The following is a 25,256-nucleotide window of genomic DNA, read 5'->3' as shown; positions in this document are numbered from 1 at the left end:
CCACTGCCAACAGCAATGGAGATACAGGCAAAAAACGTGAGAAGCTAGTCCCTCTCGTATTCCGAGTGCTCTTCTACAACACGAATAGTGCCCACCCGCTTACGGCAGGCCAGTCCGGACGGCATCTGGTAGACACCGGGAAAGATATGGATCTGAGCTGATGAAGCCTGTCGATCATAAGCGCGGCGTATCTGCAAAGGCTGCCTTCGCGAGCGCTCGGTGACTAGATCATGAAGTGTACCCATCGTTTGTCCTCTGGCACATTTACCGGTCAATCTCTTGGTTCTTCCAGCCTCCAGTTAAGCGGAGTTTCAGTTAATGAGCTGTAAAGCATTTGCCCCTAAATTTAGCTAGTAATTCTGTTCGATGTCATATGCGCCGCCCCGTATTTCTGGTGGAAGCGAAAAACGTCGATGAATCAATTGTTTTGCGTATACAGGTTCCTTCACTCATGGAAGACAGGTCTCAACTCTTAATTGCAGCAACAGAGGCTTTTGCTCAAACCGGCCATTCTCATGCAAGCTCTCATATGTATGAAGAGTTAGCGCTGCAGCACCTGTCATCGGTCTCTGCGGCCAGTCGACTGAAGGTAGCGCACCTGTTGTGCCCGATCTCTCATGCTCCGGAGGCCGTGATGAAAGCACTTGCAAATGACCATGACCAGATGATCGGAGAGTACGTTGCTCTCAATTCCAAGAGCAAAGTTACTCCTCTGCACCCTGCAACACCTGCAGATGAAGCTCAGGATGATCTGGTAGACCTCTTTCTGGAAAGGGCACCGATTTCCTCCTTCGCGGATCTGAAAGAGAGCCTGACAGATCCTAACGCTTCAACAGACGTTATTGGGCCCCTCTCAGAAGAAGAGTGCTTTGAGTTGTGTCTGCGCGGTTTGAAGTACGGGCACACCAGCATGGTTGGTCAACTTGCGCATGCTTGTCGGCTCACACCGGATCAGGTTCACCAATGTTGCACACATTCAAACCCTGACGGATTTATTGTTATGCTCGTCGGGCTTGGGTTTTCTTCTCGTATGCTAGATCAGCTGCTTGTGCGTTTTTGGGGCACGCTCGTTGATACTGATCGCATGAGAGATCTGCAGAAAGCTGCCATTGGCGTGAACAAAAAGCTTGCGCGACAGCTCATCAGCAGTTGGAGTGGAACGGTTGGTCAGCCACGCTATCACAGCATCTTTGAAGCAACTGAGACGGTTGTTCGCGAGCTTAAAGCGCAAGGCACATCCTTGACGCGGCCTTCTCATTATCATGCTGAGCTTGCAACACTAAAAGCCTGAGAACAGATCCTCAGGCCCCGGCTCTTTCGGTAGTGACAGGAAGCTGCGTGCTTCCTTATCTTCCACTTCAACGACCCAGAAGTCAGGATCCATGCGTTCTTCGCGTGTGAGCTTGGATTCAATATCCTCTCGGGATGCCTTTTCCATCAGGCATTCGAATTCCCGATCCAGTGGCTTTTCTTCATCAAAGAAAGACTGCGGCGCAGGACCGTAGAAGTCATATGTGGAATCCAAGCGATCGACAATGATGAAGATGGCCCCAGCTTCCTGCGCACCTTTGCGGCGAACACCAGCGAACGCACCTTCTGCAAAACAACGGCGCGTATAGGCTGCGACCCAGAACTCAGAGGTTACTCGCATCAGATTGTCTTTCTTCTTGAAACTGCTGCTTAAATCCGCGTGCCACTGACTGCGGCGAGCTTGGAGAACAGGGCTTCACTCATCTGCCCATCCACTTTCAACGCATTATCGCGCTGAAAAGCTGCGATTGCCGAAGACGTTTGTCCACCAGGAATACCGTCAATCGTGAGCGGACCGTATCCCAGATCAGCCAGAGTTTGCTGAAGCTTTTTGATGCGCTCTGTCATCACATCGGTCTGGCCAGACACCTGAGTCAGATTAGAGCCACCTTGCGTTAGGGCCTGAATCTGCTCAGGACTTGCGCGCGGAATAGGGATTTCGGCACCTTCAGCAGCGGACGCATTGGGGGACGGAGTGAAGGCATCAAAGTCCATGGTCAAGCGCGCAAGCAGAGCTTCGGTCACCTGACCGGTTTCGCTCATGGCGCGTTGTCTTTGGTAGGCACGCACAGCGCGTTCTGTCGCCGGACCGAACTGACCATCCAGACTGCCGGGATATACGCCGAGACGGCGGAGTTCTTTTTGAACTTCAGCCACAAGCTCCTGTTGCTTCAACCTCTGCGTCGCTCTGACGAGCTCTGAACTGTCCAACTGACTTTCGGAGACGCGCGTTGCAACGATTGGAGATGGGTGCTTGGTGTCTTGCAGGAATGCAGCATTGACCGCAATGAGTGATGCCATACCAACAAACGCCATCAGGACGAGTGTCGATAGCTTGCTCATGCCCGCCGACTTTTTGGAGGCAGCATTTGCGACAGCAGCATGGTCAACTTCGCCATTCTCGTAAAAAATGCCGTCTTCATCGTAGTGCACGTGCATCTGGTACTCACCATCTGGCTGAGCTTGTGCAGCACCCGCAGGAACCGCAGCTTTTCTCGCTTTTTTGCCGTTTGGCTTTCGCCCCACCATTAAGCACTACCTCTTTCAACGCTTTTTTGTGTTACCCGAGTTGTCAGCAACTACCAATTCTAGCTGGTGTATTCCTGAGGAGTTAGAGATATCGCCCTCCTCTTTACAAGTCCACTTTGAATAGGTCGCTGCCCACCGAGAACCATCATAAAACCTTGAGTTAAATTAGGCTGAGTTTCGGTTTTCCAGTCCTTCTGTTCCTATCAAGTTTTGCTTAAAGAAACGCTTATTAGCCGCGCAAGTTGAACTTCAAATGACACATCCCGCTGTCTTTGCGTGAACTGAGCTGCCCCAGCGGGAAATTTTATTTACTGCCTGTTAATTATATCTCAGCTTCCCCGAAGTCTGTGTAGACGAGAAATACGCATAAAACTCAGCAAGTTCTCAATTTAAATAAAATTTGATTCAATTTTATCGAGAACAATATATGTTATATTTGAGAGTAAACCCTATGGTTTCAATAAGTTAAGCGACTATGTAAAAGTTGCCGGCCTTTTCGGCGTGATTGAAACCTTTGGGCGAAGCCAATGTTCTTTTTGCTTAGAACTACATTTTGGATTGGACTTGTTCTCCTCCTGCTCCCTATCGGGACCGGAAGTTACGAGGATGCGCCTTCCATCGGGATCGTTCAGGTCTACCTAGCTGCGCAGTCTACTGTGCAGGATCTGGGTGGCTTTTGTGACCGCAACCCAAACGCCTGTGAGATGGGAAGTTCAGTCATCACCCTTGTTGGATTGAAAGCCAAGGAGGCAGCACGGCTGACCTATAACTATCTCAGCGACAGTGACGCTGAAGGCCTTCAGCCAACCCAGTATGCAGCCCTGCCTTCCGCTCAGGACGCCATTGAAGCGCTTCCGTTTGATGAAGTTGCTGCAGGTCAGCTTCTACCAAGCCTGAACAGTGCTGCAGATGAACCTGTCCACTCTGGTGCACTCACCTCTGAGGATCTTGATATCCCCTGGCAGCTGAGCCATGGACAGGCAGGCAATGCAACGCCTCAGTTAAGTGCTGAAGAGCAGAGTTTGTTTGCAGGTAGTCAGCCAACTTATGCGACACCTGCACATGCGGTGCCGCTACCGAGGCCTAATCCGCTTTATTATGGTCGGAATTAGAGGTTTCTGCCATTTTCTTGAGAAAATTGAGGCCCATACTCTGGTTTGGAGTGTGGGCTGTTTTATATTTTGAATCTAATCGTATTGCCCAAGAGAGACTGGCGCGGTAGAAACGCCTGCAAAACCCTGAGCGAAAGAATAGTACTATGACCACTGCGATTGCTGAGATTCTAGAAGGCTTTGAATTCCTCGAAGACTGGGAAGACCGCTATCGCTATGTCATCGAGCTTGGCCGTGAACTTGAGCCATTGAGCGATGATGAACGCAGTGAGGAAAACCGCGTTCATGGTTGTGTCTCTCAGGTGTGGCTTTCCAAGCGCATTCAGGAAGACGGAGATAACGGCCCGATCCTGTTTTACAAAGGCGATAGCGATGCGCATATCGTTCGTGGTTTGGTTGCCATCGTTCTTGCGCAATACTCCGGTGTACCTGCAAAAGAGATCCTTGAGACCGACATTGAGAATGTCTTCAGCAAGATCGGCCTCAAAGAGCATCTTACACCACAGCGCTCGAATGGACTGAGCTCCATGGTTCAGCGTATCAAGGATGATGCGTCTGCTGCACTTGCTCTGAACTAAGAGCTGTCCAACTTACAATTTGTGAGGTTTCAGGACCGACCGCGCGTTGGCGTGAGGAGCCATAGTGCTTAGATAGTCGATCCAGTGCTAATCCCAGTACCACCTTTGCTGTGCGCTGTGGCCATTGCCGTTCGCTTTCGACGTGCTTGAGGGCTTTGAGAAAACAACAAACATCCATGAGAATGCCTGACAGCTCTGGCCCTACCGCAGCCAGTGCTTTCTGGACACGTTCTCTGGCGTCATAAACACTGTCGCTGACGTCATCGACTTTGCAGGCTGATTTGGGCGCTCGTTCGCTTCGCCAATTGGACTTAACTGTTCCCCAGTACTGAGCATAAGTGAAATCTTCTCTCAGCCGCTCACCAGCCTCATATTGCAGTTCTGTGATGTAGGCCCTCCCCGCTTTGTCCCTTCGGCTTTTAAGCCAGGCGAGAGGGCTATCAGCACATACTGCTTGCACAGGAGCAGGTTGCGTCTCGAGCCCACCATTGCTGAGAGTCTTTTTGAGCCATTGCTTCCCGTGTTTGGTTAGCCTTGGCCCGTCTTCGTGATTGATTACAAGTTTCAGGGCGATTGCATGATTTAGCGTTTTTCTGGCAACGGCCGCCTTTAGTGAGCTTCTATTTGGCCCAGAGAGTCGTCTGCATAGGTTGATCAGCTCTTTCTCAGGGATTTCAGTTTCAGGCTGTGAAGACATCAGACGGGCCTCCAGCGTTTATGGCCGGGTGCATGCGAGCACTGGCAACAGATGCAGAGAGCTGCCCTTCAATTTCAGAGAGAACCGCGTCGAATCTGGGATCTTCGCGCAAAACCTCAACAACCTTGCAGGCGTGGGCTGCTGTTGTTCTGTCCCGGCCAAAGGCTGCTGCCGCCTGAGACAACGTCATGCCCATACAGACATGGAGGATATACATGGAGACTTGCCGAGCTCTTGCTGCTTTTGCATAACCACGAGATGCGGAATGGAGTTCTTCGGGCTTTAATCCAAATGCGAGCGCGACGCGTCCTGTTGCCATCCAGTCCACCGCTGACAAAGGTTTGTTCAGCAGGGCGGAATGAACCGGAGATCCCAAACGCGGACTTCTGGACATTTCGTCTTTCTCCCCCTCAGAAATTCTTGGCATTTAATTACTCCAATGAACTGATTGGTTATCGTCAAAGAACAATTGATTGTTGCCCTAGCGATACTCGGGGGGGATAAGATTGAGATTGAGCGCCCTCAAAACATAAATTTTTCTAAACAACTGGTAAAATCAGGTGGGTTCAGCGCACTGCCTGGACACAGCAACCGTGCTGCCTAAAACCTTATCAAATTATATTTTTGAATTAACTCTTGAGACTTGCAGGTATTTTGAAATCACAACTGTGGCAAGCGCAGTAAAATTAGAACTTAAACTCTAGTGTTCGATGAGCCAAATTTACCTTTACGGAAAGCAGCGTTCACCAACCTAGGGCGATATACACAATGCGCCCACCCTTAGGGGAATTCATCGATAACGGGGGGATAAAAAATGAAGGAAGGGGAATAAAAAAAACCAGCCCCGAATGAGGCTGGTTTTCGTTCAGGATATATCCCGAAATTACTTAGCGCGTTTACGCTGCTGGCCGAGACCCATTTTCTTAGCAAGCTCAGAACGAGCTGCTGCGTAATGAGGAGCAACCATTGGGTAGTCGGAAGGAAGACCCCATTTCTCACGATATTCCTCAGGAGTCATATCGTAGTGAGTGCGCAAGTGGCGCTTCAGGGACTTAAACTTCTTACCATCTTCAAGGCAGATGATGTAGTCGTTCGTGACAGACTTCTTAACCGGCACAGCTGGCTTCAGTGGCTCTGGCTCAGGCTCAGGCTCAGAAAGATCACCGCTGGTTTTCTGCAGAGCGACGTAAACGTCGTTGATCAGCACAGGCAAATCAGCGGAGGCCACAGTGTTATTACCAACATAGGCTGACACGATATCAGCAGTCAGTTCCATCAAATTGTTATCTGCAGGGATCTCGCTCATCTCAAACCTGTCATCTTGTGGATCTAAATTTCATACGTGTGCTTGTTTACTACTGAACCAATACTTCGACCCGAAGATCAAAGATAAGATCCATACTTACCACAGCCGAAACTCGACTCTAAACAAGCAAAAACCATAGGGGGCTATTATAGAGACAGGAAATAAGGATAACAAGTTAAATCCGGTCAAAAAAATCAGATTTACTATGGTTTTTTGTGCATTGTGATTTAGAAGGACCTTACAGACTTCTAACAAACTTGAGAAATTATAGAAGTGAGCTAGATAAACTGCGGGCTCTAATGTACAGACAAAAGAATGTGACTGTACTGTGTAATCGGCTCTTAGAAAGGCGAAGCAGTTGAAACTTCAACTCCTAGTTTTTCGCCTTCCTATCGGTCATTGTCGATTATATTGTATCTTTGCTCAGCACTAAAACGCAAAAAGCTTGGCTGAGGCTGACACATTATTGCGGAGCATCTGGCTCTGCTGTCTTCTTCGTCACACTCAGCTCATCAATTGTGGTCTCTTTACACGGCTTATAGCCAACCACATAAGCTGCCCGCGCGATGAGGTGTGCAGACACTGGCGCTGTGAGCAGGAAGAAACAGACGGTTGCCACGGCACGCATGAAGTCATCCCATTGCTGAGAGTATAACCCCAGCGCCAGAACCATCAGACCTGAGCCAAGCGTACCTGCCTTAGACGCTGCGTGCATGCGTGTATAGACATCCGGCAAGCGGTTTATGCCAAGGGCCGCACCTGCTGCAAAGATTGCACCAATGATCAACATGATCCCTGTCAGGATGGAGATAACTGCTGACATCATTCCTGCTCCTCCAGCCTTTCAGAATCTTTGATCTCTTGCATGATGATGAAGTCCTTGGCTTGTCCGCGGTTCAGAATGAAGCGCGCGAAAGCGACAGTTGCCAGGAAGCCAACAAGGCCAAGAGCCAGTGAAATGTCGATGTAAAGCGTGTAAGTGGATCCTACGCCCACGGTCGCAATCAGGCCGATTGCAACGACAACCAGCAGATCCAGTCCCACGATACGATCAGGCAGCGTCGGCCCTTTGATAATGCGATACACGATCAGCAGAAACGTCAGGCCCAATATAAAGAGCGCGATGCTCACACAGGCGTACAGAAAGTCTGCTGCAAAAGCTTCAAATCCGCTCATCGAAACGCCTCCAGAATCTGACGTTCAAAACCATTCTTAATGCCATCAATCGTTTCTTCCGGGTCCGGCACATTCAGGCAATGTACAAACAGGACTTTACGATCCTCTGAGACATCAACCGAGAGTGTACCCGGGGTCAGTGTGACCATGTTTGCCAGCAGAGTAATCTCAAAATCCTCTGTAACTGACAGCGGTACAGCGATGATGCCCGGATGTAGTTTTATCTTCGGGCGGATGACGATCATCAGGACACGCCAGGAAGACAGCACCAGTTCCTTAAAGAAACTGCCAGCAAGAATGACAACCTTACCACCGCGCTGGAAATAATCCCGAAATGCGATCTGCTCCCGGATTAGGAACAGGGCGATGCTAGAGAGCACAAAACCGAAGATCAGGTTGAGTGGTGTAAATGAGCCTGTGACGGCACCCCATGCTGCAGCGAGCAGCAGGTTCATCAGAAAGACCCTGTTGTTCATCGGGAACCTCCAAATACGGAACCGATATAGCTGTCGGATCAATCAGCGTTTTTGCTCCATAGTCTGCTACAGACATCATGCTTTCCGGAAGTATTCCAATCAAAACAATAAGTGTCGTTAGGAGGATCAGCGGTAGCCAGATACTCCATGAGATCTCAGAGGCTTCTGCACTGCCTGCGATTGGAAGAGCCTGAATACCGTCTACGGTATGCTCGTTCCCTCCCCGCCAGAAAGCGAAGATCCAGAGGCGACCAACTGCGATTGTTGTGAGCAGGCCGGACACCAGAATACCGGCAGCGACCCAACCACGATCAGCTTCCAGAGCACCTGCTACGAGCAGCAGTTTCGCCCAGAAGCCTGAGAACGGCGGCAGGCCAGCAACAGCCAGCAGTAGGATCAAGCCAATGACGGCTCCTAGCGGCGTGCGGACGTATAGACCTCCGATTTCGCGCAGGGAGAACGTACCACTCATCTGGAACATAAATGCGACCAGAAGATATAGCGCCGTCATGATCAGTACGGAGTGCATGGAATAGAAGATCGCACCAGATACAGCGACTTCGTTGCCAACTGCGATACCAGCCAGCATAGCGCCGATACCCGCAATCACGAGGTATGCCATCAAGCGGCGGATATCTGTTTGAGCCAGTGCACCAAGAGAGCCTGTCAGCATGGTAGCGATTGCGACCAGACCAATCAGGGTAGCAAGCCAATCACGGCCTTCCGGCATCAGGAGCACCATCACTCTGAGCAATGCGTAAACACCAACTTTTGTGAGAAGGCCAGCGAAGATCGCTGCCACGACCAGACGCGGTGTGTGGTACGACGCAGGAAGCCAGAAGTTGACCGGGAACGCCGCTGCCTTCATTGCGAATGCAAGGAAGTAGAGAGCGGCAAGGCCCAAAACAGGTCCTGAGCCATCAAAGGCCTTCAGCTTGCCAGCTATGTCTGCCATGTTCAACGTGCCGACCAGGCGTATAGCAAGCCAGTTGAGGCAAGGAACAATGTGGTGGCGATCAGGTTCAGGACGGCATACTTAACAGCACCATCGATCTGGACCTTTTCATTGCCAAGGATCTGCATACCGAAGGATGAGATCAGCAACACCTCGAACCAGACGTAGAGATTGAAGATATCACCTGTCAGGAATGAGCCGGTCACACCACACAGAAGCATCATCAAAAATGGATAGAAACCGTATCGGCGTTCACTCTCAGCAATGGAGTTCATCGCAAAGACGGCAACACACAGCGTTGCGATAGACGCTGTCAGAGCAAGCAGAGCTCCGAGAGGATCAGCCGTAAACGCGATACCGAATGGCGGCAACCAGCTGCCCATGACCATGGTGACAACACCATTGTTGAGGACGTGAGTTAGCAAGCCAATATTCGAGAGAATAACCAGCGAAATGATCGAAATCGCGATCCATGGCTGGGTCTGAGGTTTCTTGCGGAAGATGATAGAAATCGCACCGCCAGCCATGGTCAGCAGGACTGGCGCCACCAGAAGCCAATCTGCAAGCGGCACTGCCTCGGTCACCATCGCCGCTGTAATATCAACTGTAGTTTTCGTTGCAGCCATCTACTTAATACCCCAGCGGCGGTTCATTGTGTTCTTTTGGTTCCGCGACGCGCATTTCCAGCAGATCATCTGTTCCCAGTTCCTGATAGGCCCGATACCCGAGGACCAGAAAGAACGCGAGGAAAGAGAAGGAAATCACGATCGCAGTGAGCACCAATGCCTGAGGCAATGGGTTCGCCGTTGCTTCTACGGGGAGATAGCTATGGACCGGGATGATTGGAGGCACATCTCGTGTCAGTCGACCTGCCGTGAAAATCAGCAGGTTCACTGCGTTACCGAGAATAGCGATGCCCAACAGGATTCTGACCAACTTGCGAGAGAGCAGCAGATAGATTGAGCCTGCGAAGAGTACGCCTACAAGTACAGCAAAAAGCGTTTCCATTAGTCTGCCCTTTCTTCCAGAGAAAGAGCGATAGAGGAGATCGCTCCTACAACAACCAGATACACACCAATATCAAAGAACAGCGGTGTCGACAGATCGATCACCGTACCCAGGAATGGCAGTGCCAACCACTGGCTGGTCATGGCTGGCTGACCGAAGAAAATGCTCGGCAGCACAGACAGGACTGCCAGAAACAGGCCGGATGCCGCAATGGACATTGGATGGAACTTCATGGCGCGGCGCACGGCCGATACACCGCAAGCGATGCCGTAAATGGCGAAAGCGGAGACTGCAATGAGGCCACCGATGAAACCACCGCCAGGCTCGTTATGGCCCCGCAACAGCACAAAGACGGAGAACAACAGCATCAGTGCTGAAAGGTACGGAGCGACCGTTCTGAATATAAGCGTATTCATTAGCGATTTTTCTCCGTATTCGAGTTTCCATTTGATTTAGGACGAACTCTGATAAGTGCAAGCACCGCGAGGCCAGTTACCATCACAACGGAGATTTCACCGATGGTATCAAAACCACGGAAATCAACGAGGATGACGTTCACGATGTTGCGACCATGCGCGATCGTGCGGCTATACTGGGTGAAGAACTCAGAGAGTGTCGGATCAAACGGCAGCTGAACAATGGACATGAGAAGCATGCTGATGCCAGCACCGCACAACACAGCAATGCTGATGTCAAAGGCCTTGCCACGGGACGAGCGAGCATCCGTAGGCTTGAGGTTCAGTCGTGTCATGACCAGTGCGAGGATGACTACCGACAGTGTTTCAACCATGAACTGGGTGAAGGACAGGTCCGGCGCGCCAAACAGCAGATAGATCAACGCAACCGCAAATCCCTGAATACCAAGCAAGACGATTGCGGTTACCCGATAGCGTGCGGTCAGCACAGCATAGACACCGATGACGGCTATGGCTGCGATGAACCACTCATAAACGTGCAGACTTCCCAAGCCTTCCAGCTTTGGCCAGTTACCTGTGAGGATCATTGGCACAAACAGCATCAACGCGATCACGGTGAACGTGGCCCGCATGTAGGTGACCATGCTGCCGGTCTGAACCATTTGTGTCAGCGTCGTCGCAAAGCGGATGATCGCTTCCAGAACCTGATCAAAGCCTTTATCTGGTCCCCAACCGATGGTGCGCAGAACATCAGCAACGATGACACGGAGACGATCCATGTACATGAAGATGATGATGCCCAGACCGATGGTTGCTACAGACAGGTACAGCGCTGGAGACAGGTAGGTTGGGAACAAGTGCAGTTCTTTATCAAACGGCTGGCCAAGGATTGCTGAGGTCATCGGAGACAAGAGCTGATGGCCCACAGAAGCCACGAAGGCACCGGCTACCAAGCCCAAGACAGCAAGTGTGATTGAACCGGCAATCAGCAGAACTGTCCCTTCATGAGCGACTTTTGGCGTTTTCAGTTTGGCACCGAAGAACGGTTTGATGGCAACAGTTGCGGCCAATGCAAACATCATGCGTTGCCCAGCACAGCGAAGGCTGTCCATAGTCCGCCATTGGTGGTGTACCAGGTGCCGTCGTAAAGGACTTCCTTAGCAACAAAGCCGATAAGTGGAGGCAGACCAGCCATAGAAAGAGCCGAAAGGACTGCCGCTGTTCCTGTGATCGGCATCGCAGAGAACAGTCCCCCTACTCTGTGCAGATCTCGTGTGCCCGCTTCATGGTCCACTGTACCAACGACCATGAAGAGCGAACCTTTGAAAAGAGAATGCGCAAACAGATAGAGAACCGCACCCTGAATAGCGATCTGATCAGACGTGCCAGTCAGCATTACTAGAAGACCAAGAGACGCAACGGTGGTGTAAGCCAGAACAAGTTTTAGGTCTGTCTGGCGAATACCGAGGATGGTACCCACCAGCAATGTAATGCCGCCAAAGATTGGCAGAACCGTCATCCAAAGCTCGGTTCCTCCCAGAACCGGATGCATGCGCATAAGCAGGTAAACGCCAGCTTTCACCATGGTCGCGGAGTGCAAGTACGCGGAAACAGGTGTTGGCGCTTCCATTGCGTTTGGAAGCCAGAAATGGAACGGGAACTGCGCGGACTTCGTAAATGCACCAAGTACGACCAGAATAAAGATCGCGGTGTAATATGGGCTCTCACGCAGCACATCACCTGAGTTGAGCAGCTCACTCATCTCGAAGCTGCCGCCTTGATAGCCTGCAAGAATAAGACCTGCCATCAGGGCGAGTCCACCGCCGCCAGTCACAACAAGCGCCTGCACAGCAGAGCGGCGCGAAGCACGGCGCAGATGGTCAAAGCCAATCAGCAGGAACGACGTGATGGATGTCAGCTCCCAATAGACGAACAGCGTGATAACGTTATCAGCCACGACAACGCCAAGCATAGCGCCCATAAACAGGAACAAGTAGGACAGGAACTGCCCAAGATTTTCATGCCCTTTCAGGTAGCCACCCGCATATAACGTAATGAATGTGCCGATACCTGAAATCAGAAGCGCGAAAACGACAGACAGGCCATCCAGATAAATCGAAAAGTTTACGTTAAAGGTGGGAACCCATTCCAAGCTTGCCTTGTAGGTTTGCCCTTCAGCAAGACCCGGCACGAATGAGAGAAACTGTAAGAAAGCCAATGCAGGGATAATAGCCAGAAGCCATGATGCATTGTGTTTCAGAGTCTTTGCCAGAATGGGACTAAGCGCAGCGGCAACAAACGGGCCTAATAACGCCCAGAACGTTGCCTCGACACCGAATAAAGGCATGTAGCACTCCGTGAATTATTTTCGTGGTTGAACCTATAAGACCGAGTCGAATTTGCCAAACACGCTCCCCCGACCACTCCAAAGACATAATCTGCCCACCCATGCGGGGCAAGTTCATCACATTCTAGTTTTGTCAGGTTTCAATAAACTCTAACCTCACCTATTTGTAACTTGCCTTTTAGACATCTGCTGTTTGTTTATGTCTTGGTAAACTTAACATGGCCCTACCATTGAGCCCGTTGAATAAGGATTTCTATCATGTTTAACAAAAAATCACCTAAGGACATGACCGAGGCGGAATGGCGGGAAAAACTGACCCCGGAACAGTTTCGAATCCTACGTGAAAAAGGTACAGAACGCGCATTTACCGGTCCTTATTGGAATACCTTTGAGACCGGCACCTACAGCTGCTCTGCATGTGGATCTAAGTTATTCAAATCAGACACGAAATTTGATGCGGGCTGCGGCTGGCCAAGCTTCTTCGAAGCGGTCGCTCCAGACGTTGTAACCGAGCATAAAGACACGACCCTGGGCATGGTGCGTACGGAGATCTGCTGCGCAAGTTGTGGAGGACATCTCGGACACGTTTTCCCAGATGGCCCGCCACCAACAGGACTTCGCTACTGTATGAATGGTACTTCGATGACCTTCACACCTGACGAGTAGTTTTGATAAAATCTAAGATAGGTGTTGTCGCGGAGCGAAAGAGCGACGTTTTGAAGCTGTGGAAGAACAACTGAATTTACACTGAAACAATATTATCAGCTCCACATCGATAGACATATGAGCATGAAAATAATCGGTGTAAAAAGCTTTACCTTCAAATTTATACCTTCGATACGGCACATATCTTCTGATGGATAAGTTTTAATCGGGAACTGGCTTTATGTCAGTTCTCACTTAAAATGCAGAGCCAACAGAGCTTAGATCTCAAAATCATTTGCGAAAACTCAGTCAGGTATAATGAATAAACCAGTTCCACCACGCGCCCAGATGCGCACTCACGAAACCAGCCATCACGGTTTTACCCGCAACGAGCCTTATGCCTGGCTGCGCGCAGACAACTGGCAAGAGGTTATGCGCGATCCTGAGGTACTTGATCCAGAGATCCGCGAGTATCTGGAAGCCGAGAACGCTTACACCACAAGCGAAATGGCAGATACTGAAGAGCTTCAAAAAGCTCTGTTTGCAGAAATGAAGGGGCGCATCAAGGAAGACGACAGCTCGGTTCCTTCCCCTGATGGTGAGTATGCCTATGCCACCAAGTTTGTTGAAGGCGGTCAGCATCCCAAGTTCGTCCGCAGCAAGCGTGATGGCGGCGACCCTATTGTGCTGGTTGATGGTGACCTTGAGGCAGACGGAAAAGCCTACTTCAAGTTTGGCGGCGCGTCCCATAGCGACGACCACAAATACCTTGCCTGGGCTTATGACGACAAAGGCTCTGAGTACTACACACTCAAGATCCGCGATACCGCGACTGGTGAAGATCTGGAAGACACCATTCCGGATACCGGTGCCGGGGGCGTCTGGTCCAAAGACGGCCAGTATCTGTTTTATGTTGAGGTAGATGCAAACCATCGCCCCTCCAAACTCTTCCGCCACAAACTGGGTACACCACGCTCCGAGGATGCGCTGGTTTATGAAGAGAAGGACACGAGCTTCTTCGTTGGGCTTGGCCGAACACAGTCTGGGCGCTTCATCTGCATTGGTTCAGGAGATCATGAGACCACCGAGGTCTGGCTGATCCCTGCTGATGATCCATTGGTAAAACCTACACTGGTGGCTGAGCGTGAGACCGGTGTTGAGTACTCCGTTGAAGACAATGGTGATCGCCTGTTGATCCTCACCAATGCTGGCGATGCGGAAGATTTCAAGATTGTGAGCGTGCCTCTCGTGGCGCAGTTGGCGATGCCTGGCAAATCACATTGGGTGGATCTAATCGCTCATAAGCCGGGCCGTCTGATCCTGTCTCATGACGTTTACAAGGACTACATGGTCTGGCTGGAACGTGTTGACGGCTTGCCGCGCATTGTGGTGCATCGCTTCATCGACGGCATTTCTCATGTGATCGAGTTTGATGAGGAAGCTTACAGCCTTGGTATGGCAAGCGGTTTTGAGTACGACACCAGCACCATTCGCTTTACCTACTCTTCTATGACCACACCAAGCGAGGTTTATGATTATGACCTTGCAACACGTGATCGTATTCTGCGCAAACGCCAGGAAGTGCCTTCCGGTCATGATGCATCCGAGTACATCACCCGCCGTCTGATGGCTCCGTCTCATGATGGAACGCTGGTTCCGGTGTCCCTGCTTTACAAGCGATCTACAGTTCTGGATGGTAGCGCACCTTGCCTGCTTTATGGGTACGGCTCCTACGGCATATCCATTCCAGCCAGCTTCTCTACCAATGCACTATCTCTGGTAGATCGCGGCTTTGTTTATGCCATCGCTCACATCCGGGGTGGCAAGGACAAGGGCTATGCCTGGTACAAGAATGGTCGCCGTGAGTTCAAAAAGAACACCTTCTATGATTTCATCGCATCAGCCAAGTTCCTTGCCAGTGAAGGCTTCACATCACATGATCGGATCGTTGCTCATGGTGGCTCTGCTGGCGGTATGCTGATGGGGGCCTGTGCGAACATGGCACCTGAAGCGTTTGCTGCGATGATCGCGGAAGTGCCATTTGTAGACGTGCTCACGACCATGCTGGACGATACTTTGCCATTGACGCCGATTGAATGGCCGGAATGGGGTGACCCTATTCGCGACAAGAGTGCCTATGGCTATATCGCATCCTACTCACCAATCGACAACGTGGAGGCCAAAGACTACCCAGCCATCTTCGCGCTTGGCGGCCTGACTGACCCTCGCGTGACCTATTGGGAACCAGCCAAGTGGATCGCGACTTTGCGCGAGAAGAAGACCAACGACAGCCTCACCATGCTACGCACCAACATGGATGCCGGCCACGGCGGTGCTTCCGGTCGCTTTGATCGCCTGAAGGAGGTCGCACTGGTTTATGCCTTTGCCCTGAAGCAGACCGGCAAAGCTTAAGAGAAGCAAGTTTTTCAGCAAAAAAGGCGCCTCACTCCGGGGCGCCTTTTTCTATTCAATTACGCTGCAAGTTTACCTTAACCTTGTTCTCAGTTCGAAAAGCTCTGTTAGGAATGCCGGAACCAAGAAAGAGCTAGAATTTGTAGGTCTAATGAGGAGTGAAAGCTCCTCTTGGCGCTCAATGTTAAAGACATAAACAACAATAAAAGTCTGGAACATCCTGTGCGTGCCGTTCTTGTCGTTCTACTCTTATTCGCCTTCCTACCTGGGCAAACATCCGCTCAGGTCAACAACAAGCTGTATCCTTTCAATCATCTGATCCCGAATGATCTGCGGTCGGCGCCGCGGATATATGGGTCGCAGTATGATTGTCGGATACGGGTGAAGGAGGATGGGGCTGAGAATGTTTACCAGGCGTTTGTGACAGGGTACTTCAGCGATCCGAGCCGGAACATTTCCAGCGTGGCGTGTTTCAGGACCATGGAGAAGTGTCAGGCTTATCTGAATTTTATGCGTGGCTATTTGGAGCTAACGCGCAGTGCCAGTTGCCAGCATGGTTATTACAAAGGACTTTTCGGCTGGTTTTAAAACAACATTGACAGAAGAGGCCGTTAAGGCCCGAAAGCGTTGAGTAAATGAAGACGATTGCCCCCTTCGCCTGCTTTGCTGCGGCGTCCCTCTTTCTTGTGAGCTGCAGCCAACCACCCAGCACCAACTATCTGGAACGCCAGCTTATTCCTCGCACTGGACCTATCATGCCGCGCGTGAGAGGCACGCAATATGATTGCTCCATAGCCACTGCTGAGCATGGCGCTGCCAATGTTTGGCAGGCAAATGTAGGTGGGCGTGTTTTGAGTGACAACCAGCCTTACAACGTTTCGACAGAGGCTTGCTTCACAACTCAAAGCGAGTGCGAAGCTTTCCTCTACCTGATGAACGGGGTTCTGGATCAAATCATCACCTCTCGTTGCCAGATGGGCTACGAGAAAAGCTTCTTTGACAAGCTCTTCGGTTCCTGATCTATCTGAAACTGACGGATAACTCCGGCGTTGTCGCATATGACTGACAGGTCAGGATTGCACCTTTGGCGACCTCAGCGTCTTCCAATGCCATTCTGGCCTGCATATGTACGGCCCCACTCTTGATCTGTGCCTTACATGCGCCGCAGATGCCGGACTGGCAGGAGTATGGTGGTTCCAGACCTGCTGCGCGAACTGCGTTCATTATGGACTGGCCTTCCGCGACTTCCAATTCAATGGCCTCTCCGTAGTAGTCGAGCTTGAGCAGTGCCGGAACGCTGGTAACCTCTGTTTGAGCTCCTGTATCACCACCAAAACTCTCCGCATGGATGCGATCAGCCGGGACATCACAGTTCTGGAGAGCACCACGGACGTCATTGTTCATGGAGTCCGGACCGCAAATGAAATACTGTGCGTCCTGAGCTATCGGGCGGCATTCAGAAAGGTACTCCAGAATGACGTCCTTAGAGATCCGGCCTGATTTCCATGGTGAGAACATGGACCACATGGACGGCTTTGAGAGAATATGCCTAACTTCAAGCTGAGATGGGTAGCGTTCAGCCAACTGCTCCAGATGCTCCTTAAAGATGATGCCGTCAGCGGACCGGTTTGCGTAGAGCACGTATAGTTTTGAACGAGGTTCATCTTCCAAAGCAGCTTCAATCATTGCCATCGCAGGTGTGATACCGCTGCCTCCAGCAAAGAAGTAGAGCGTGCGCTGATGATCTGAACGCGGCACAAGCGTAAAGCCTCCAAACGGTGGCATCACATTGAGCTGATGACCAGCCTTTACTGCAGAGCATAGGTACTTAGAGACGATACCATCTGGATTTGGCTTCACTGTAATTTGCAGTGACCTGCCATTGCCTTGTGCTGCGGAGATCGTGAAAGGACGACGCAGTTTCTCACCGTTTGCTTCCAGCTCGATGGTGATGTGCTGACCAGGTCGCCAATGAAATTCATCTATCAGCTCAGTCGGCACATCAAACCTGATGGTTTTCGCCTGTTTGGTTTCTGAGATGACCTCAGAAACTCTGAGTGGATAGACAACATTTCTCACTGATCGCTCTCCATCCACTTGGCGACCACGGACTGATGGTCTCTCACCGGTTTCTCGCCGTGCTTAGAGGACGGGCCATGTTCAAAGTATGGGCTTTGCAATGATTTTTGCTGTTGTTCGCAAGCGTAGATATCTTCCAGCATGAAGTCCCCGGAGGACATTGGGTCTACATTCGGATCACCGTTGTACTTTGTGCCCAGATGTTTATCCCAGAACGATGCTGAGGCCATGGCCGCCTTCGTGAAGGCCCAAGTTGACTCATTTGCGACGCGCGTGCGGATCTCGACAATGGATCTGTCTGGAGCTACTGGTGTGATATGGAAGGTGGACCAAGAGTTCTCGGATTCACCCAGACCAATCCCGGGAAACAGCATTGGCACCCAAGCGCCCATCCTGTCTTTCGGGATACCCGGGATGAGTGGCATCGGGGTTACCTTTTCCACCTCAGCTGCATAGAAGTCAGCCAGTGGCTCCCAGAAAGCAAAGTGTGGACCGATGAACTCACATTCGATCTTGGAATGATCGTACATATTGAGCGTGTGAGAATGAAGGTGAGCCAGATGATAGCCGTCGATATAATTCTCGACGATGATCTTCCAGTTGGCCTTGATCTCGTGCTTTGAGTAGCCCTCCTCAGTCTCGATTAGTCCTGCAGGATCATAAGGCGCGAGGTATGGCTCCACGTCACCAAACCAGTTGACGATGGACGGTGCGTTTTCATCTGGATGGACCCAGAGCATGCCGCGCCAGATATCGACCGAAGCTTTCTTTAGGCCGTTGCAAGATAGATCTATTCCGGGGAACTCTTTTTCCTGCTCCGGCACAGAGATCAGATTACCTTCAAGGTCGTATGTCCAGTCGTGGTAAGGACAGGTGATCGCCTTTTGCGTTTTACCTTCTGCTCTCAGAAGCTGCGTGCCTCTGTGGCGGCAGATGTTGTGAAACGCACGCAGGCGATGGTCTCTGCCCATCACGATGAAGATGTTGTTCAGGCCTGCCTGAACTGAAATGTATTGACCGGGCTCGGTGATATCTTCCTGAAACCCAGCAAGTGCCCAGGTTTTAGAGAAGATCAGTGCTTGCTCGCGGTCAAACCATTCCTGAGAGGTGTATGCCTCCTTCGGGAGGACTGGCATACCGTTGCTATGAGTAGACATGGGGAACGCCTCCTAGCATCATTATTAGATCTGCGAAGATGAGGTAGAGCGATAGCGTCGCCCACAGGATGATGATGATCCAGAACAGGAACGGATGGTCATCACGTGCGAGGGTCTCGACAACATAGACGGAGTTGGTCCGCCACGCTCTAAACGTCCAGAGAAGGAAAAGCGCACCCCAGACCCATTGCCACCCGTAGTAAAGTGAGGCGGCAATCAGGATCAGAGCGAAAATGGTTCGCCACTTGCTGTAGCTGATTATTGTTCTAAGTAGCTCTTTGAGTACTTGCATTCGTTTCCAAGGACCTCAGAAGCAGCAATGCTGCATTTTTTGCATATCGCCTCCACTCATGTGGCGGCTTTAACGGGGCCAAGGAATCAACGTTGAAGTAGATCGCCACGATACCATGGGCAACGGTTTCGGCGGCTTCGGTTTCCACTTCAGGAAAGTCTCGTTTAATTGCCTCGACTATAACTGCTGTAAAGTCGCCCACCCATTTCAGGAGAGCCTCTGACTCCGCCGGAAACCTGTCCGCGGCTGCCACGATGGATTGGAACATCATCATCTCAGCTGGATCAGAATAGCCATGATCATCAAACAGATGATCAACAGCGGCATAGGAGCCATGTTTTTCAGGCAGTGCTTTGGCGAACATGGTTGTCACTTCGGCAAAGCCTGCAAGAACATGGGTTACAACAGCGTTTATTATCTCTTCCCGATTACCCGCATGGTGGCGGATAAGCGGTCGTTTCAGTCCTGTTTCTTCAGCAATGCGTTCCAACGTCACGCCTTCCAAACCATATTGAGCAACGCATTTTGCTGCTGCTTGTACGATCTCATTAAGTCTGGCGGATTGAACACTTGGACGCGGCATGGGTATGTGCTTTCACTCAACGGACGTGAATAGAGATAGGCAACGATCAATAAACTGTCAATGGTGACAATTTAAAAATACGAAGCAGTCGAAACAAAAAAGGCGGCACGAGGCCGCCTTAATTATAATCTGTCTTTGGGATTAAACAGCTGCAGAGTACAGCTCTTCCACGTATTCCCAATTGATCAGGTTATCAACGAATGCTTCCAGGTACTTAGGACGCGCGTTGCGGTAATCGATGTAGTAAGAGTGTTCCCATACGTCGCAGCCAAGGATTGGGGTTGCGCCGTGTACGATTGGGTTTTCGCCGTTAGGGGTTTTCATCACTACGAGCTTGCCGTCTTTAACTGCAAGCCATGCCCAACCGGAGCCGAACTGGGTTACACCAGCGTTGATGAAGTCAGCGCGGAACTTGTCGAAACCACCGAGATCTTCGTCAACTTTCTTTGCCAGAACGCCTGGGAGAGAAGAACCGCCACCATTAGGTTTCATCCACTTCCAGAAGTGAAGGTGGTTAAGGTGCTGACCAGCGTTGTTGAACAGGCCAGCGTTGGTGCCGTAGCTTTCTTTAACGATCTCTTCGAGGCTTTTACCTTCAAGACCTGAACCTTCGAGCAACTTGTTGCCGTTAGTTACATAAGCCATATGGTGTTTGTCGTGGTGGAACTCGAGAGTTTCAGCAGACATGTAAGGGGCCAGAGCGTCGTATGCGTATGGCAGGTCTTCAAGAGCAAAAGACATGGTATACCTCCATGGGAAAGGAAACTTTAGGCGCAGTGCTTTTCAGTTTTACAACCAACCAGCGCTGCAACTCATGGTGCAAAATAGTGATGTTTTTGCGTATGAGCAACGGGTGAAGAGCATAATTTGCAAATATTTTTCTTGTTTTTTTGTAAGTGGAACTTCTAAGTTGAGAATTGCAGGAGCTTTTTCGCCTTATAAACGGCTGTTTTCTGCGGGTTATAAGGAATCAATTTGTGACAGATACCTCCGAAAAACTCATGAAAGCATCCACCAGTCCTGAAAAAGACCAGTTTGCGTTCCTTTCAGCGGTGGGCGGCTGCCTTGCTATGGCGGCCGTTATGGGCATTGGACGATTTGTCTATACGCCGGTGCTCCCGTTTATGTTGCAGGACGGCACTTTGAATGAGGTGAATGCTGGGTTCGTAGCGTCCTCCAATTATCTCGGTTACTTGCTTGGCGCCTTGATGGCTGCACGCGCTCCCCTGCCGGTGGCCCCTATCGAATCTTCATGGTGGCGTTGATCACCAGCACTGTTGTCACGTTCCTCATGGCATTCAGCCTTGGTGTTTATTGGTTTGTTGTGATCCGCTTTCTGGCGGGTTTGGCAAGTGCCTATGCATTTGTTCTGGTCGCGAACATTGTCATGCAACGTCTTGCAGAAAAGCACAGTCTGCATCTCTTCCCGATCCATTTCACCGGCGTCGGGATTGGCATTGCAGGCTCTTCGCTCATGATTGAGTGGCTTGGGGCGAGCTTAGAGACATCCTCACAGCTTTGGATTGCCAGTGGGGTTTTAAGTCTGGTTCTTTCGCTCTGCATTCCCTTTCTGCTGCCGCCTCGCAAGGAGATGCCGCCGCAAGCTTCGATGCAGTCTGCTCAAACTAAAACCAAAACCAAGCCGTTAAACTTGAGCGCTTGGCGGCTGATCTTTGCTTATGGCTGTTTTGGTTTCGGATATGTCATCACAGCAACATTCCTCGGTGCTTTGGCCAGCCTTACGCCAGAGCTTGCTCCCATGAAATCACTTGGTTGGCTGCTGGTTGGTCTGGCGGTGATCCCATCCGTCTTCTTTTGGGAAAAGCTGGGTGTGCGCATCGGCTATGGCAGAGCGATCGCGGTTGCGTGTATGCTGGAGGCCGTTGGAGTGGCTCTCAGTGTGTTGATGCCTACGATCGCTGGTCTTTCCGCTGCTGCAATTCTGCTGGGAGGGACCTTTGTCGGGATTACATCCATTGGATTGGTCGAGGCGCGCCGGATTGCCAGTTCTAACCCACGCCAGATTGTTGGCTTGATGACAGCTGCTTTCGGTCTTGGGCAGATGTTCGGGCCAAGTTTCGCAGGCTATCTATACGAGCTCAACGGCGATTTCATGCTCGCCTCTCTCGTTGCAGCAGGTGTTCTTATCCTCGCAGCGCTGCTGACCATCAAACGATTTACACCCGCATAAAAAAGGGAGGCGATTGCCTCCCTTCAAAACGTTCTCTTTGGCTCTGCTTTAAGCTGGCACTTTAGCGTGTGCGAACTCCCAATAAAGCTCTCTTGCTTTGGCAGCTACCGGACCATGATCCATGGTGCGATCATCCAGTTTATGGACTGGAACGACCTTACCGTAGTTGCCGGTTGAGAAGATCTCGTCCGCCTCATAGAAGTCTTTATAAGTCAGCGTGGTTTCATGGACATTGTAGCCCGCACTGCTGAGCAGCTTGATGATACGCTGACGTGTGATGCCATTCAGGAAGGTGCCATTCCAATAAGGAGTGAGCACTTCACCATCCTTGACCATGAAAATGTTCGCAGAGGTCAGCTCAGCAACATTGCCGAGGGCATCCAGCATGATCGCGTTGTCAAAGCCGCGAGATTTTGCTTCACGGGATGCACGAGCGTTGTTTGGATAGAGACAGCCTGCTTTTGCATTAACTGGCATGGACTCCATTGTTGGCCGACGGAATGGAGACAATGTCAGACTGTTAGACGCTCCTTTTGGTGGCATTGGTGCTCGAACAGGCACATGCAAAAACGGGTAGACTCTGGGTCGCCATCAATGATGCCCGGACCGTCATTTTCAGCCCAGTACATCGGGCGGATGTAAACGGCTTCATCCGCTTCAAATTTCTTCATGCCCTCTGTCGCGAGCTCAACCATCTCTTCAAAGCGCATGGTTGGCTTCATACCGAGGTTTACAGCAGAGCGGTTCAAGCGGGCGCAGTGCAAATCAAGGTCAGGCATGACGCCTTCAAAACCACGGGCTCCATCAAATACGTTTGAGCCCAACCAAAAAGAATGTGTACGTGGGCCGATCAGTGGCGGATTACCCTCGTACCATTTGCCTTCAACCCATGTACGAGTCTTCGACATTTCGGCCATAATAAATCTCTCCTCAAAAGTCGCTTATGAGCCAAACAGGCCCCGCCCTATTATCTTTTGTCAGTCGACCTGAGAATTCAAATGGGGTCAACCATACTCTCGACAAAGAAGACAAAGCACCAGAGTGCAGACATCATGCCCAATACGGAAGTCCTAAGAGTTATCGTGGGCGGCAAAATTAAGCTTGAAACGCAACTAAATGTCACAGCAACCAGATATCAGGCAAGAATACGCAATTACATTGCGAGCCGGGACGAGCTTGTATTTTGCGGGCGTGAGGCCTCTTCATTGTTCTTTTGCACAGTTTTAACGCATTAACGTTTCAAGGACTTTTGAGATTGCCGCAACCTTCTGCAGAGCTGGCTAAAGATTCTGGAATTGTTTTGTGCGCGAACATGGGTTTTGAGAGTGAAATATTGTTTTCAGGAGACAATTGTTAAATTTATGCACCCAAAGCATAGGGAACACGTATTTCCCATGCCTTGACGAAACCTCATCACATCGCTTTCTTAGGGGTATTGGAATTTGCCAATCTTGACGCTTGGTGTGGAGCCGGAGAGCAGAGATGAGCCACTCAGTTTATGTTTTTGACGCCTATGGAACCCTTTTTGACGTGCATGCTGCCGCCAGAAAGCATATGGGTGCCGTGGGTCCTGAGGGCAAAAAACTCTCATCCATCTGGCGTGAGAAGCAACTGGAGTATTCCTGGGTCCGTTCTCTGATGGGGCAGTATGTGGATTTCTGGGAGCTTACCATTCAGGCACTGGATACCGCATTTGCGCTGGTTCCTGAAGCAACAAGGGAGCTCGCGATGAGCTGCTCGCCGCCTACTGGGAGTTAGACTGCTACCCGGAAGTTCCGCAGTTGCTGAAAGATCTGCGTGAGCGTGGCTCCAAGCTGGCAATCCTTTCCAACGCACCGATGAAGATGATGGACGGTGCGCTTAAGAATGCAGGCATCACGGATTGTTTTGACGAGGTTTTCTCTGTTGATCCGGTACAGACCTACAAGCCACATCCTGACGTTTATGATCTGGTGACAACACATTTCCGCTTGTATCCGGAAGCGATTTCCTTCCAGTCCAGCAACCGGTGGGATATTGCCGGTGCCACCAAGTATGGCATGCGTACAGTCTGGATCAATCGCTCACAGATGCCTGATGAGTATGCTGACCTTTCTCCGTCTGCAGTTCTGAAAGATCTGAGCGGGCTTCCTGCTCTGGGGTAAACCTTGAGTGCAACTGACTTCAGGCTGGCATACTCAAGCATGCAGTGCGGTTTTCTGTGGCCATCTGAACTCAAACACTGTTGGTCTGGCAAATAAACTTGCTCTTAGCTGCCTCAGGTTTCATATTTGTGGCGGCTTTAAGGCCAGCAGTTTTGAAAGAGCAGAAGCAGTCGACGTTACTTACACTTCATGTTTCATGGATTTAAAAGTGAAGGCACTGGCCACAGAATTGTGAGCCTGATTGCTTTGGGTCTGGGCGCGGTTTGCTTTGGCAGCATTCCCTATTTTGCCAAGATCGGCTTTTCTGCTGGTATTTCTCCCGGCTCTGCTGTTCTTCTGCGTTATATCCTGCCTGCTGTATTACTGGCCCCCTATCTGCCTCAAGCACTTAAATCCGGCCCGAGCAGCCGGCAATATGTGCTGTTTGGGATGATCATGGGACTGGGAGCATGGAGCTACTTTTATGCTCTGAGCGTTCTGCCGATTTATCTCGCAGCCAGCCTGTTCTTCTCCTACCCTGCTCTGCTCGTGATCTTGCGGGCTATTGGAGGAGCAAAACTGCGTGGCAGCGACAAGCTGACACTCGGATTGGTATTTGGCGCTCTGCTGATCATCATTGCTTCGACACCTTTGCCTGACGTGGATTTTGTTGCAGTAGCAATCGGTTTGGTTGGGCCGCTGTGTTATGGCGGCTTGCAACTGGTTAGTCGCAAAACTCCGAGTTATCTGCCATCCCTTTCCATCGCCGCCTGCATTTTTGCCGGGGCTGTTGTGACAGCTGTTCCATTTGCACTGGTGGAGTTGAAGCTTTGGCAGAGCGTGAGCACTGCTCCAAGCACATTGCCGATATTGGGATTGGCATTGATTGCGGGTTTGTTGCCGCAGCTCTTGCTTGCCTATGGAAGCTCAGATCGTTCTGGTCGCAAAACGGCCTACACTACTGGCTTTATTGAGTTTGGCCTCGCCATTTTGACTGGATACCTGCTGTTTTCAGAGCCACTGGGCCTAGGGCAAGCTGTCGGCTTTGCGTTCTTGCTGGGTGCTCTTTATCTGACCAACGAACCTTCACGCTTGCCAAGATATTTGCAGGACTAAGGCTCGAAGATCAGCCTGCAATCATTGT

General features: G+C 50.8%; 26 protein-coding genes and 4 pseudogenes. 11 read left to right on the top strand and 19 right to left on the bottom strand.

Annotated features, from left to right (window positions below; all coding sequences use genetic code 11):
• Positions 1 to 44: 44 nt before the first annotated feature.
• Positions 45 to 245, bottom strand: a complete 201-nt coding sequence (locus JCM12308_RS27710) for a hypothetical protein (protein WP_128647346.1) — start codon at positions 243 to 245, stop codon at positions 45 to 47.
• Between the two features lie 284 nt (positions 246 to 529).
• Here JCM12308_RS27710 and JCM12308_RS07000 point away from each other — a divergent pair, with 284 nt between their 5' ends.
• A complete protein-coding gene (locus JCM12308_RS07000) occupies positions 530 to 1,291 on the top strand; it encodes a hypothetical protein (protein ID WP_208978327.1) in 762 nt (253 codons plus the stop codon).
• Here JCM12308_RS07000 and JCM12308_RS06995 read toward each other — a convergent pair.
• Both JCM12308_RS06995 and JCM12308_RS06990 read right to left on the bottom strand, forming a co-directional pair.
• Entirely contained in the window at positions 1,280 to 1,651 is a 372-nt protein-coding gene (locus JCM12308_RS06995) for a DUF1491 family protein (protein ID WP_083416537.1), read from the bottom strand. The genes JCM12308_RS07000 and JCM12308_RS06995 overlap by 12 nt on opposite strands.
• A gap of 29 nt (positions 1,652 to 1,680) precedes the next feature.
• On the bottom strand, positions 1,681 to 2,559 hold the full coding sequence (locus JCM12308_RS06990) for a peptidoglycan-binding domain-containing protein (RefSeq protein ID WP_054783259.1): 879 nt from the start codon (positions 2,557 to 2,559) through the stop codon (positions 1,681 to 1,683).
• A gap of 527 nt (positions 2,560 to 3,086) precedes the next feature.
• Here JCM12308_RS06990 and JCM12308_RS06985 point away from each other — a divergent pair.
• Both JCM12308_RS06985 and JCM12308_RS06980 read left to right on the top strand, forming a co-directional pair.
• Positions 3,087 to 3,671 (top strand): DUF5330 domain-containing protein, encoded by a 585-nt coding sequence (locus tag JCM12308_RS06985; protein ID WP_054783258.1) that lies wholly within the window; start codon positions 3,087 to 3,089, stop codon positions 3,669 to 3,671.
• A gap of 146 nt (positions 3,672 to 3,817) precedes the next feature.
• Positions 3,818 to 4,249, top strand: a complete 432-nt coding sequence (locus JCM12308_RS06980; protein ID WP_014285099.1) for a SufE family protein — start codon at positions 3,818 to 3,820, stop codon at positions 4,247 to 4,249.
• Here JCM12308_RS06980 and JCM12308_RS06975 read toward each other — a convergent pair.
• The 10 genes and pseudogenes from JCM12308_RS06975 to JCM12308_RS06930 form a co-directional block, all read right to left on the bottom strand.
• On the bottom strand, positions 4,212 to 4,946 hold the full coding sequence (locus tag JCM12308_RS06975; protein WP_054783257.1) for a DUF6456 domain-containing protein: 735 nt from the start codon (positions 4,944 to 4,946) through the stop codon (positions 4,212 to 4,214). The genes JCM12308_RS06980 and JCM12308_RS06975 overlap by 38 nt on opposite strands.
• Positions 4,930 to 5,373, bottom strand: a complete 444-nt coding sequence (locus JCM12308_RS06970) for a helix-turn-helix domain-containing protein (protein ID WP_083416538.1) — start codon at positions 5,371 to 5,373, stop codon at positions 4,930 to 4,932. The genes JCM12308_RS06975 and JCM12308_RS06970 overlap by 17 nt, the downstream gene beginning before the upstream one ends.
• 456 nt (positions 5,374 to 5,829) lie before the next feature.
• Positions 5,830 to 6,252, bottom strand: coding sequence for a Ros/MucR family transcriptional regulator (locus JCM12308_RS06965; RefSeq protein WP_054783255.1), 423 nt, complete (start codon positions 6,250 to 6,252; stop codon positions 5,830 to 5,832).
• 463 nt (positions 6,253 to 6,715) lie between these two features.
• Positions 6,716 to 7,078 carry a monovalent cation/H(+) antiporter subunit G gene (mnhG, locus tag JCM12308_RS06960; RefSeq protein WP_014285097.1) on the bottom strand — a complete coding sequence of 121 codons (363 nt, stop codon included), beginning with the start codon at positions 7,076 to 7,078 and terminating at the stop codon, positions 6,716 to 6,718.
• Positions 7,075 to 7,428 (bottom strand): cation:proton antiporter, encoded by a 354-nt coding sequence (locus JCM12308_RS06955; protein ID WP_008549505.1) that lies wholly within the window; start codon positions 7,426 to 7,428, stop codon positions 7,075 to 7,077. The genes mnhG and JCM12308_RS06955 overlap by 4 nt, the downstream gene beginning before the upstream one ends.
• Positions 7,425 to 7,883, bottom strand: a complete 459-nt coding sequence (locus tag JCM12308_RS06950; protein WP_008549539.1) for a Na+/H+ antiporter subunit E — start codon at positions 7,881 to 7,883, stop codon at positions 7,425 to 7,427. The genes JCM12308_RS06955 and JCM12308_RS06950 overlap by 4 nt, the downstream gene beginning before the upstream one ends.
• A 17-nt stretch (positions 7,884 to 7,900) precedes the next feature.
• Positions 7,901 to 9,485: pseudogene (locus JCM12308_RS32985) on the bottom strand (Na+/H+ antiporter subunit D).
• 4 nt (positions 9,486 to 9,489) lie between these two features.
• Complete coding sequence (locus JCM12308_RS06940; RefSeq protein ID WP_008549842.1) at positions 9,490 to 9,867, bottom strand: Na+/H+ antiporter subunit C; 378 nt, start codon at positions 9,865 to 9,867, stop codon at positions 9,490 to 9,492.
• Positions 9,867 to 10,283 (bottom strand): Na+/H+ antiporter subunit B, encoded by a 417-nt coding sequence (locus tag JCM12308_RS06935; RefSeq protein WP_008549641.1) that lies wholly within the window; start codon positions 10,281 to 10,283, stop codon positions 9,867 to 9,869. Before JCM12308_RS06935 ends, JCM12308_RS06940 begins: the two co-directional genes overlap by 1 nt.
• A pseudogene (locus JCM12308_RS06930) lies at positions 10,283 to 12,630 on the bottom strand (putative monovalent cation/H+ antiporter subunit A). Before JCM12308_RS06930 ends, JCM12308_RS06935 begins: the two are co-directional and overlap by 1 nt.
• A 258-nt stretch (positions 12,631 to 12,888) precedes the next feature.
• Between JCM12308_RS06930 and msrB the strand changes: the two are divergent.
• The 4 genes from msrB to JCM12308_RS06910 all read left to right on the top strand — a co-directional run bounded on the left by msrB (position 12,889) and on the right by JCM12308_RS06910 (position 16,706).
• Entirely contained in the window at positions 12,889 to 13,296 is a 408-nt protein-coding gene (msrB, locus tag JCM12308_RS06925; RefSeq protein WP_014285092.1) for a peptide-methionine (R)-S-oxide reductase MsrB, read from the top strand.
• A gap of 297 nt (positions 13,297 to 13,593) precedes the next feature.
• Positions 13,594 to 15,687, top strand: a complete 2,094-nt coding sequence (locus JCM12308_RS06920) for a S9 family peptidase (protein ID WP_054783254.1) — start codon at positions 13,594 to 13,596, stop codon at positions 15,685 to 15,687.
• Between the two features lie 171 nt (positions 15,688 to 15,858).
• Positions 15,859 to 16,275: a hypothetical protein gene (locus JCM12308_RS29240; protein WP_208978326.1), complete on the top strand. Its 417-nt coding sequence runs from the start codon at positions 15,859 to 15,861 to the stop codon at positions 16,273 to 16,275.
• Positions 16,276 to 16,322: 47 nt separating this feature from the next.
• Positions 16,323 to 16,706 carry a hypothetical protein gene (locus JCM12308_RS06910; RefSeq protein ID WP_054783253.1) on the top strand — a complete coding sequence of 128 codons (384 nt, stop codon included), beginning with the start codon at positions 16,323 to 16,325 and terminating at the stop codon, positions 16,704 to 16,706.
• Position 16,707: 1 nt separating this feature from the next.
• Here JCM12308_RS06910 and JCM12308_RS06905 read toward each other — a convergent pair whose 3' ends face one another.
• From JCM12308_RS06905 to JCM12308_RS06885, 5 genes are all read right to left on the bottom strand, one after another.
• Entirely contained in the window at positions 16,708 to 17,766 is a 1,059-nt protein-coding gene (locus JCM12308_RS06905) for a ferredoxin--NADP reductase (RefSeq protein ID WP_054783252.1), read from the bottom strand.
• A complete protein-coding gene (locus JCM12308_RS06900) occupies positions 17,763 to 18,923 on the bottom strand; it encodes an aromatic ring-hydroxylating oxygenase subunit alpha (protein ID WP_083416540.1) in 1,161 nt (386 codons plus the stop codon). Before JCM12308_RS06900 ends, JCM12308_RS06905 begins: the two co-directional genes overlap by 4 nt.
• A complete protein-coding gene (locus JCM12308_RS06895; RefSeq protein ID WP_054783250.1) occupies positions 18,910 to 19,215 on the bottom strand; it encodes a hypothetical protein in 306 nt (101 codons plus the stop codon). Before JCM12308_RS06895 ends, JCM12308_RS06900 begins: the two co-directional genes overlap by 14 nt.
• Complete coding sequence (locus tag JCM12308_RS06890) at positions 19,190 to 19,798, bottom strand: TetR/AcrR family transcriptional regulator (RefSeq protein ID WP_054783249.1); 609 nt, start codon at positions 19,796 to 19,798, stop codon at positions 19,190 to 19,192. Before JCM12308_RS06890 ends, JCM12308_RS06895 begins: the two co-directional genes overlap by 26 nt.
• A gap of 141 nt (positions 19,799 to 19,939) precedes the next feature.
• Positions 19,940 to 20,539, bottom strand: coding sequence for a superoxide dismutase (locus JCM12308_RS06885; protein ID WP_008549597.1), 600 nt, complete (start codon positions 20,537 to 20,539; stop codon positions 19,940 to 19,942).
• Between the two features lie 236 nt (positions 20,540 to 20,775).
• On the opposite strand from JCM12308_RS06885, the gene JCM12308_RS32150 reads away from it, so the two are divergent.
• Positions 20,776 to 21,063 (top strand): YbfB/YjiJ family MFS transporter, encoded by a 288-nt coding sequence (locus tag JCM12308_RS32150; RefSeq protein WP_208978325.1) that lies wholly within the window; start codon positions 20,776 to 20,778, stop codon positions 21,061 to 21,063.
• Positions 21,051 to 21,989, top strand: a complete 939-nt coding sequence (locus tag JCM12308_RS06880; RefSeq protein ID WP_208978324.1) for a YbfB/YjiJ family MFS transporter — start codon at positions 21,051 to 21,053, stop codon at positions 21,987 to 21,989. The genes JCM12308_RS32150 and JCM12308_RS06880 overlap by 13 nt, the downstream gene beginning before the upstream one ends.
• A 48-nt stretch (positions 21,990 to 22,037) precedes the next feature.
• Here the strand turns inward: JCM12308_RS06880 and JCM12308_RS06875 are convergent.
• Positions 22,038 to 22,906: pseudogene (locus JCM12308_RS06875) on the bottom strand (branched-chain amino acid aminotransferase).
• A 565-nt stretch (positions 22,907 to 23,471) separates the two neighbouring features.
• Between JCM12308_RS06875 and JCM12308_RS06865 the strand changes: the two are divergent.
• A pseudogene (locus tag JCM12308_RS06865) lies at positions 23,472 to 24,133 on the top strand (haloacid dehalogenase type II).
• A gap of 189 nt (positions 24,134 to 24,322) precedes the next feature.
• Entirely contained in the window at positions 24,323 to 25,228 is a 906-nt protein-coding gene (locus JCM12308_RS06860; RefSeq protein WP_054783247.1) for a DMT family transporter, read from the top strand.
• Positions 25,229 to 25,256: the final 28 nt, after the last annotated feature.

Origin of the sequence: Pseudovibrio denitrificans JCM 12308, from assembly GCF_001310815.1 — a bacterium.
Lineage (GTDB): Bacteria > Pseudomonadota > Alphaproteobacteria > Rhizobiales > Stappiaceae > Pseudovibrio > Pseudovibrio denitrificans.
This window is presented reverse-complemented; position numbering and strand designations above follow the sequence as displayed.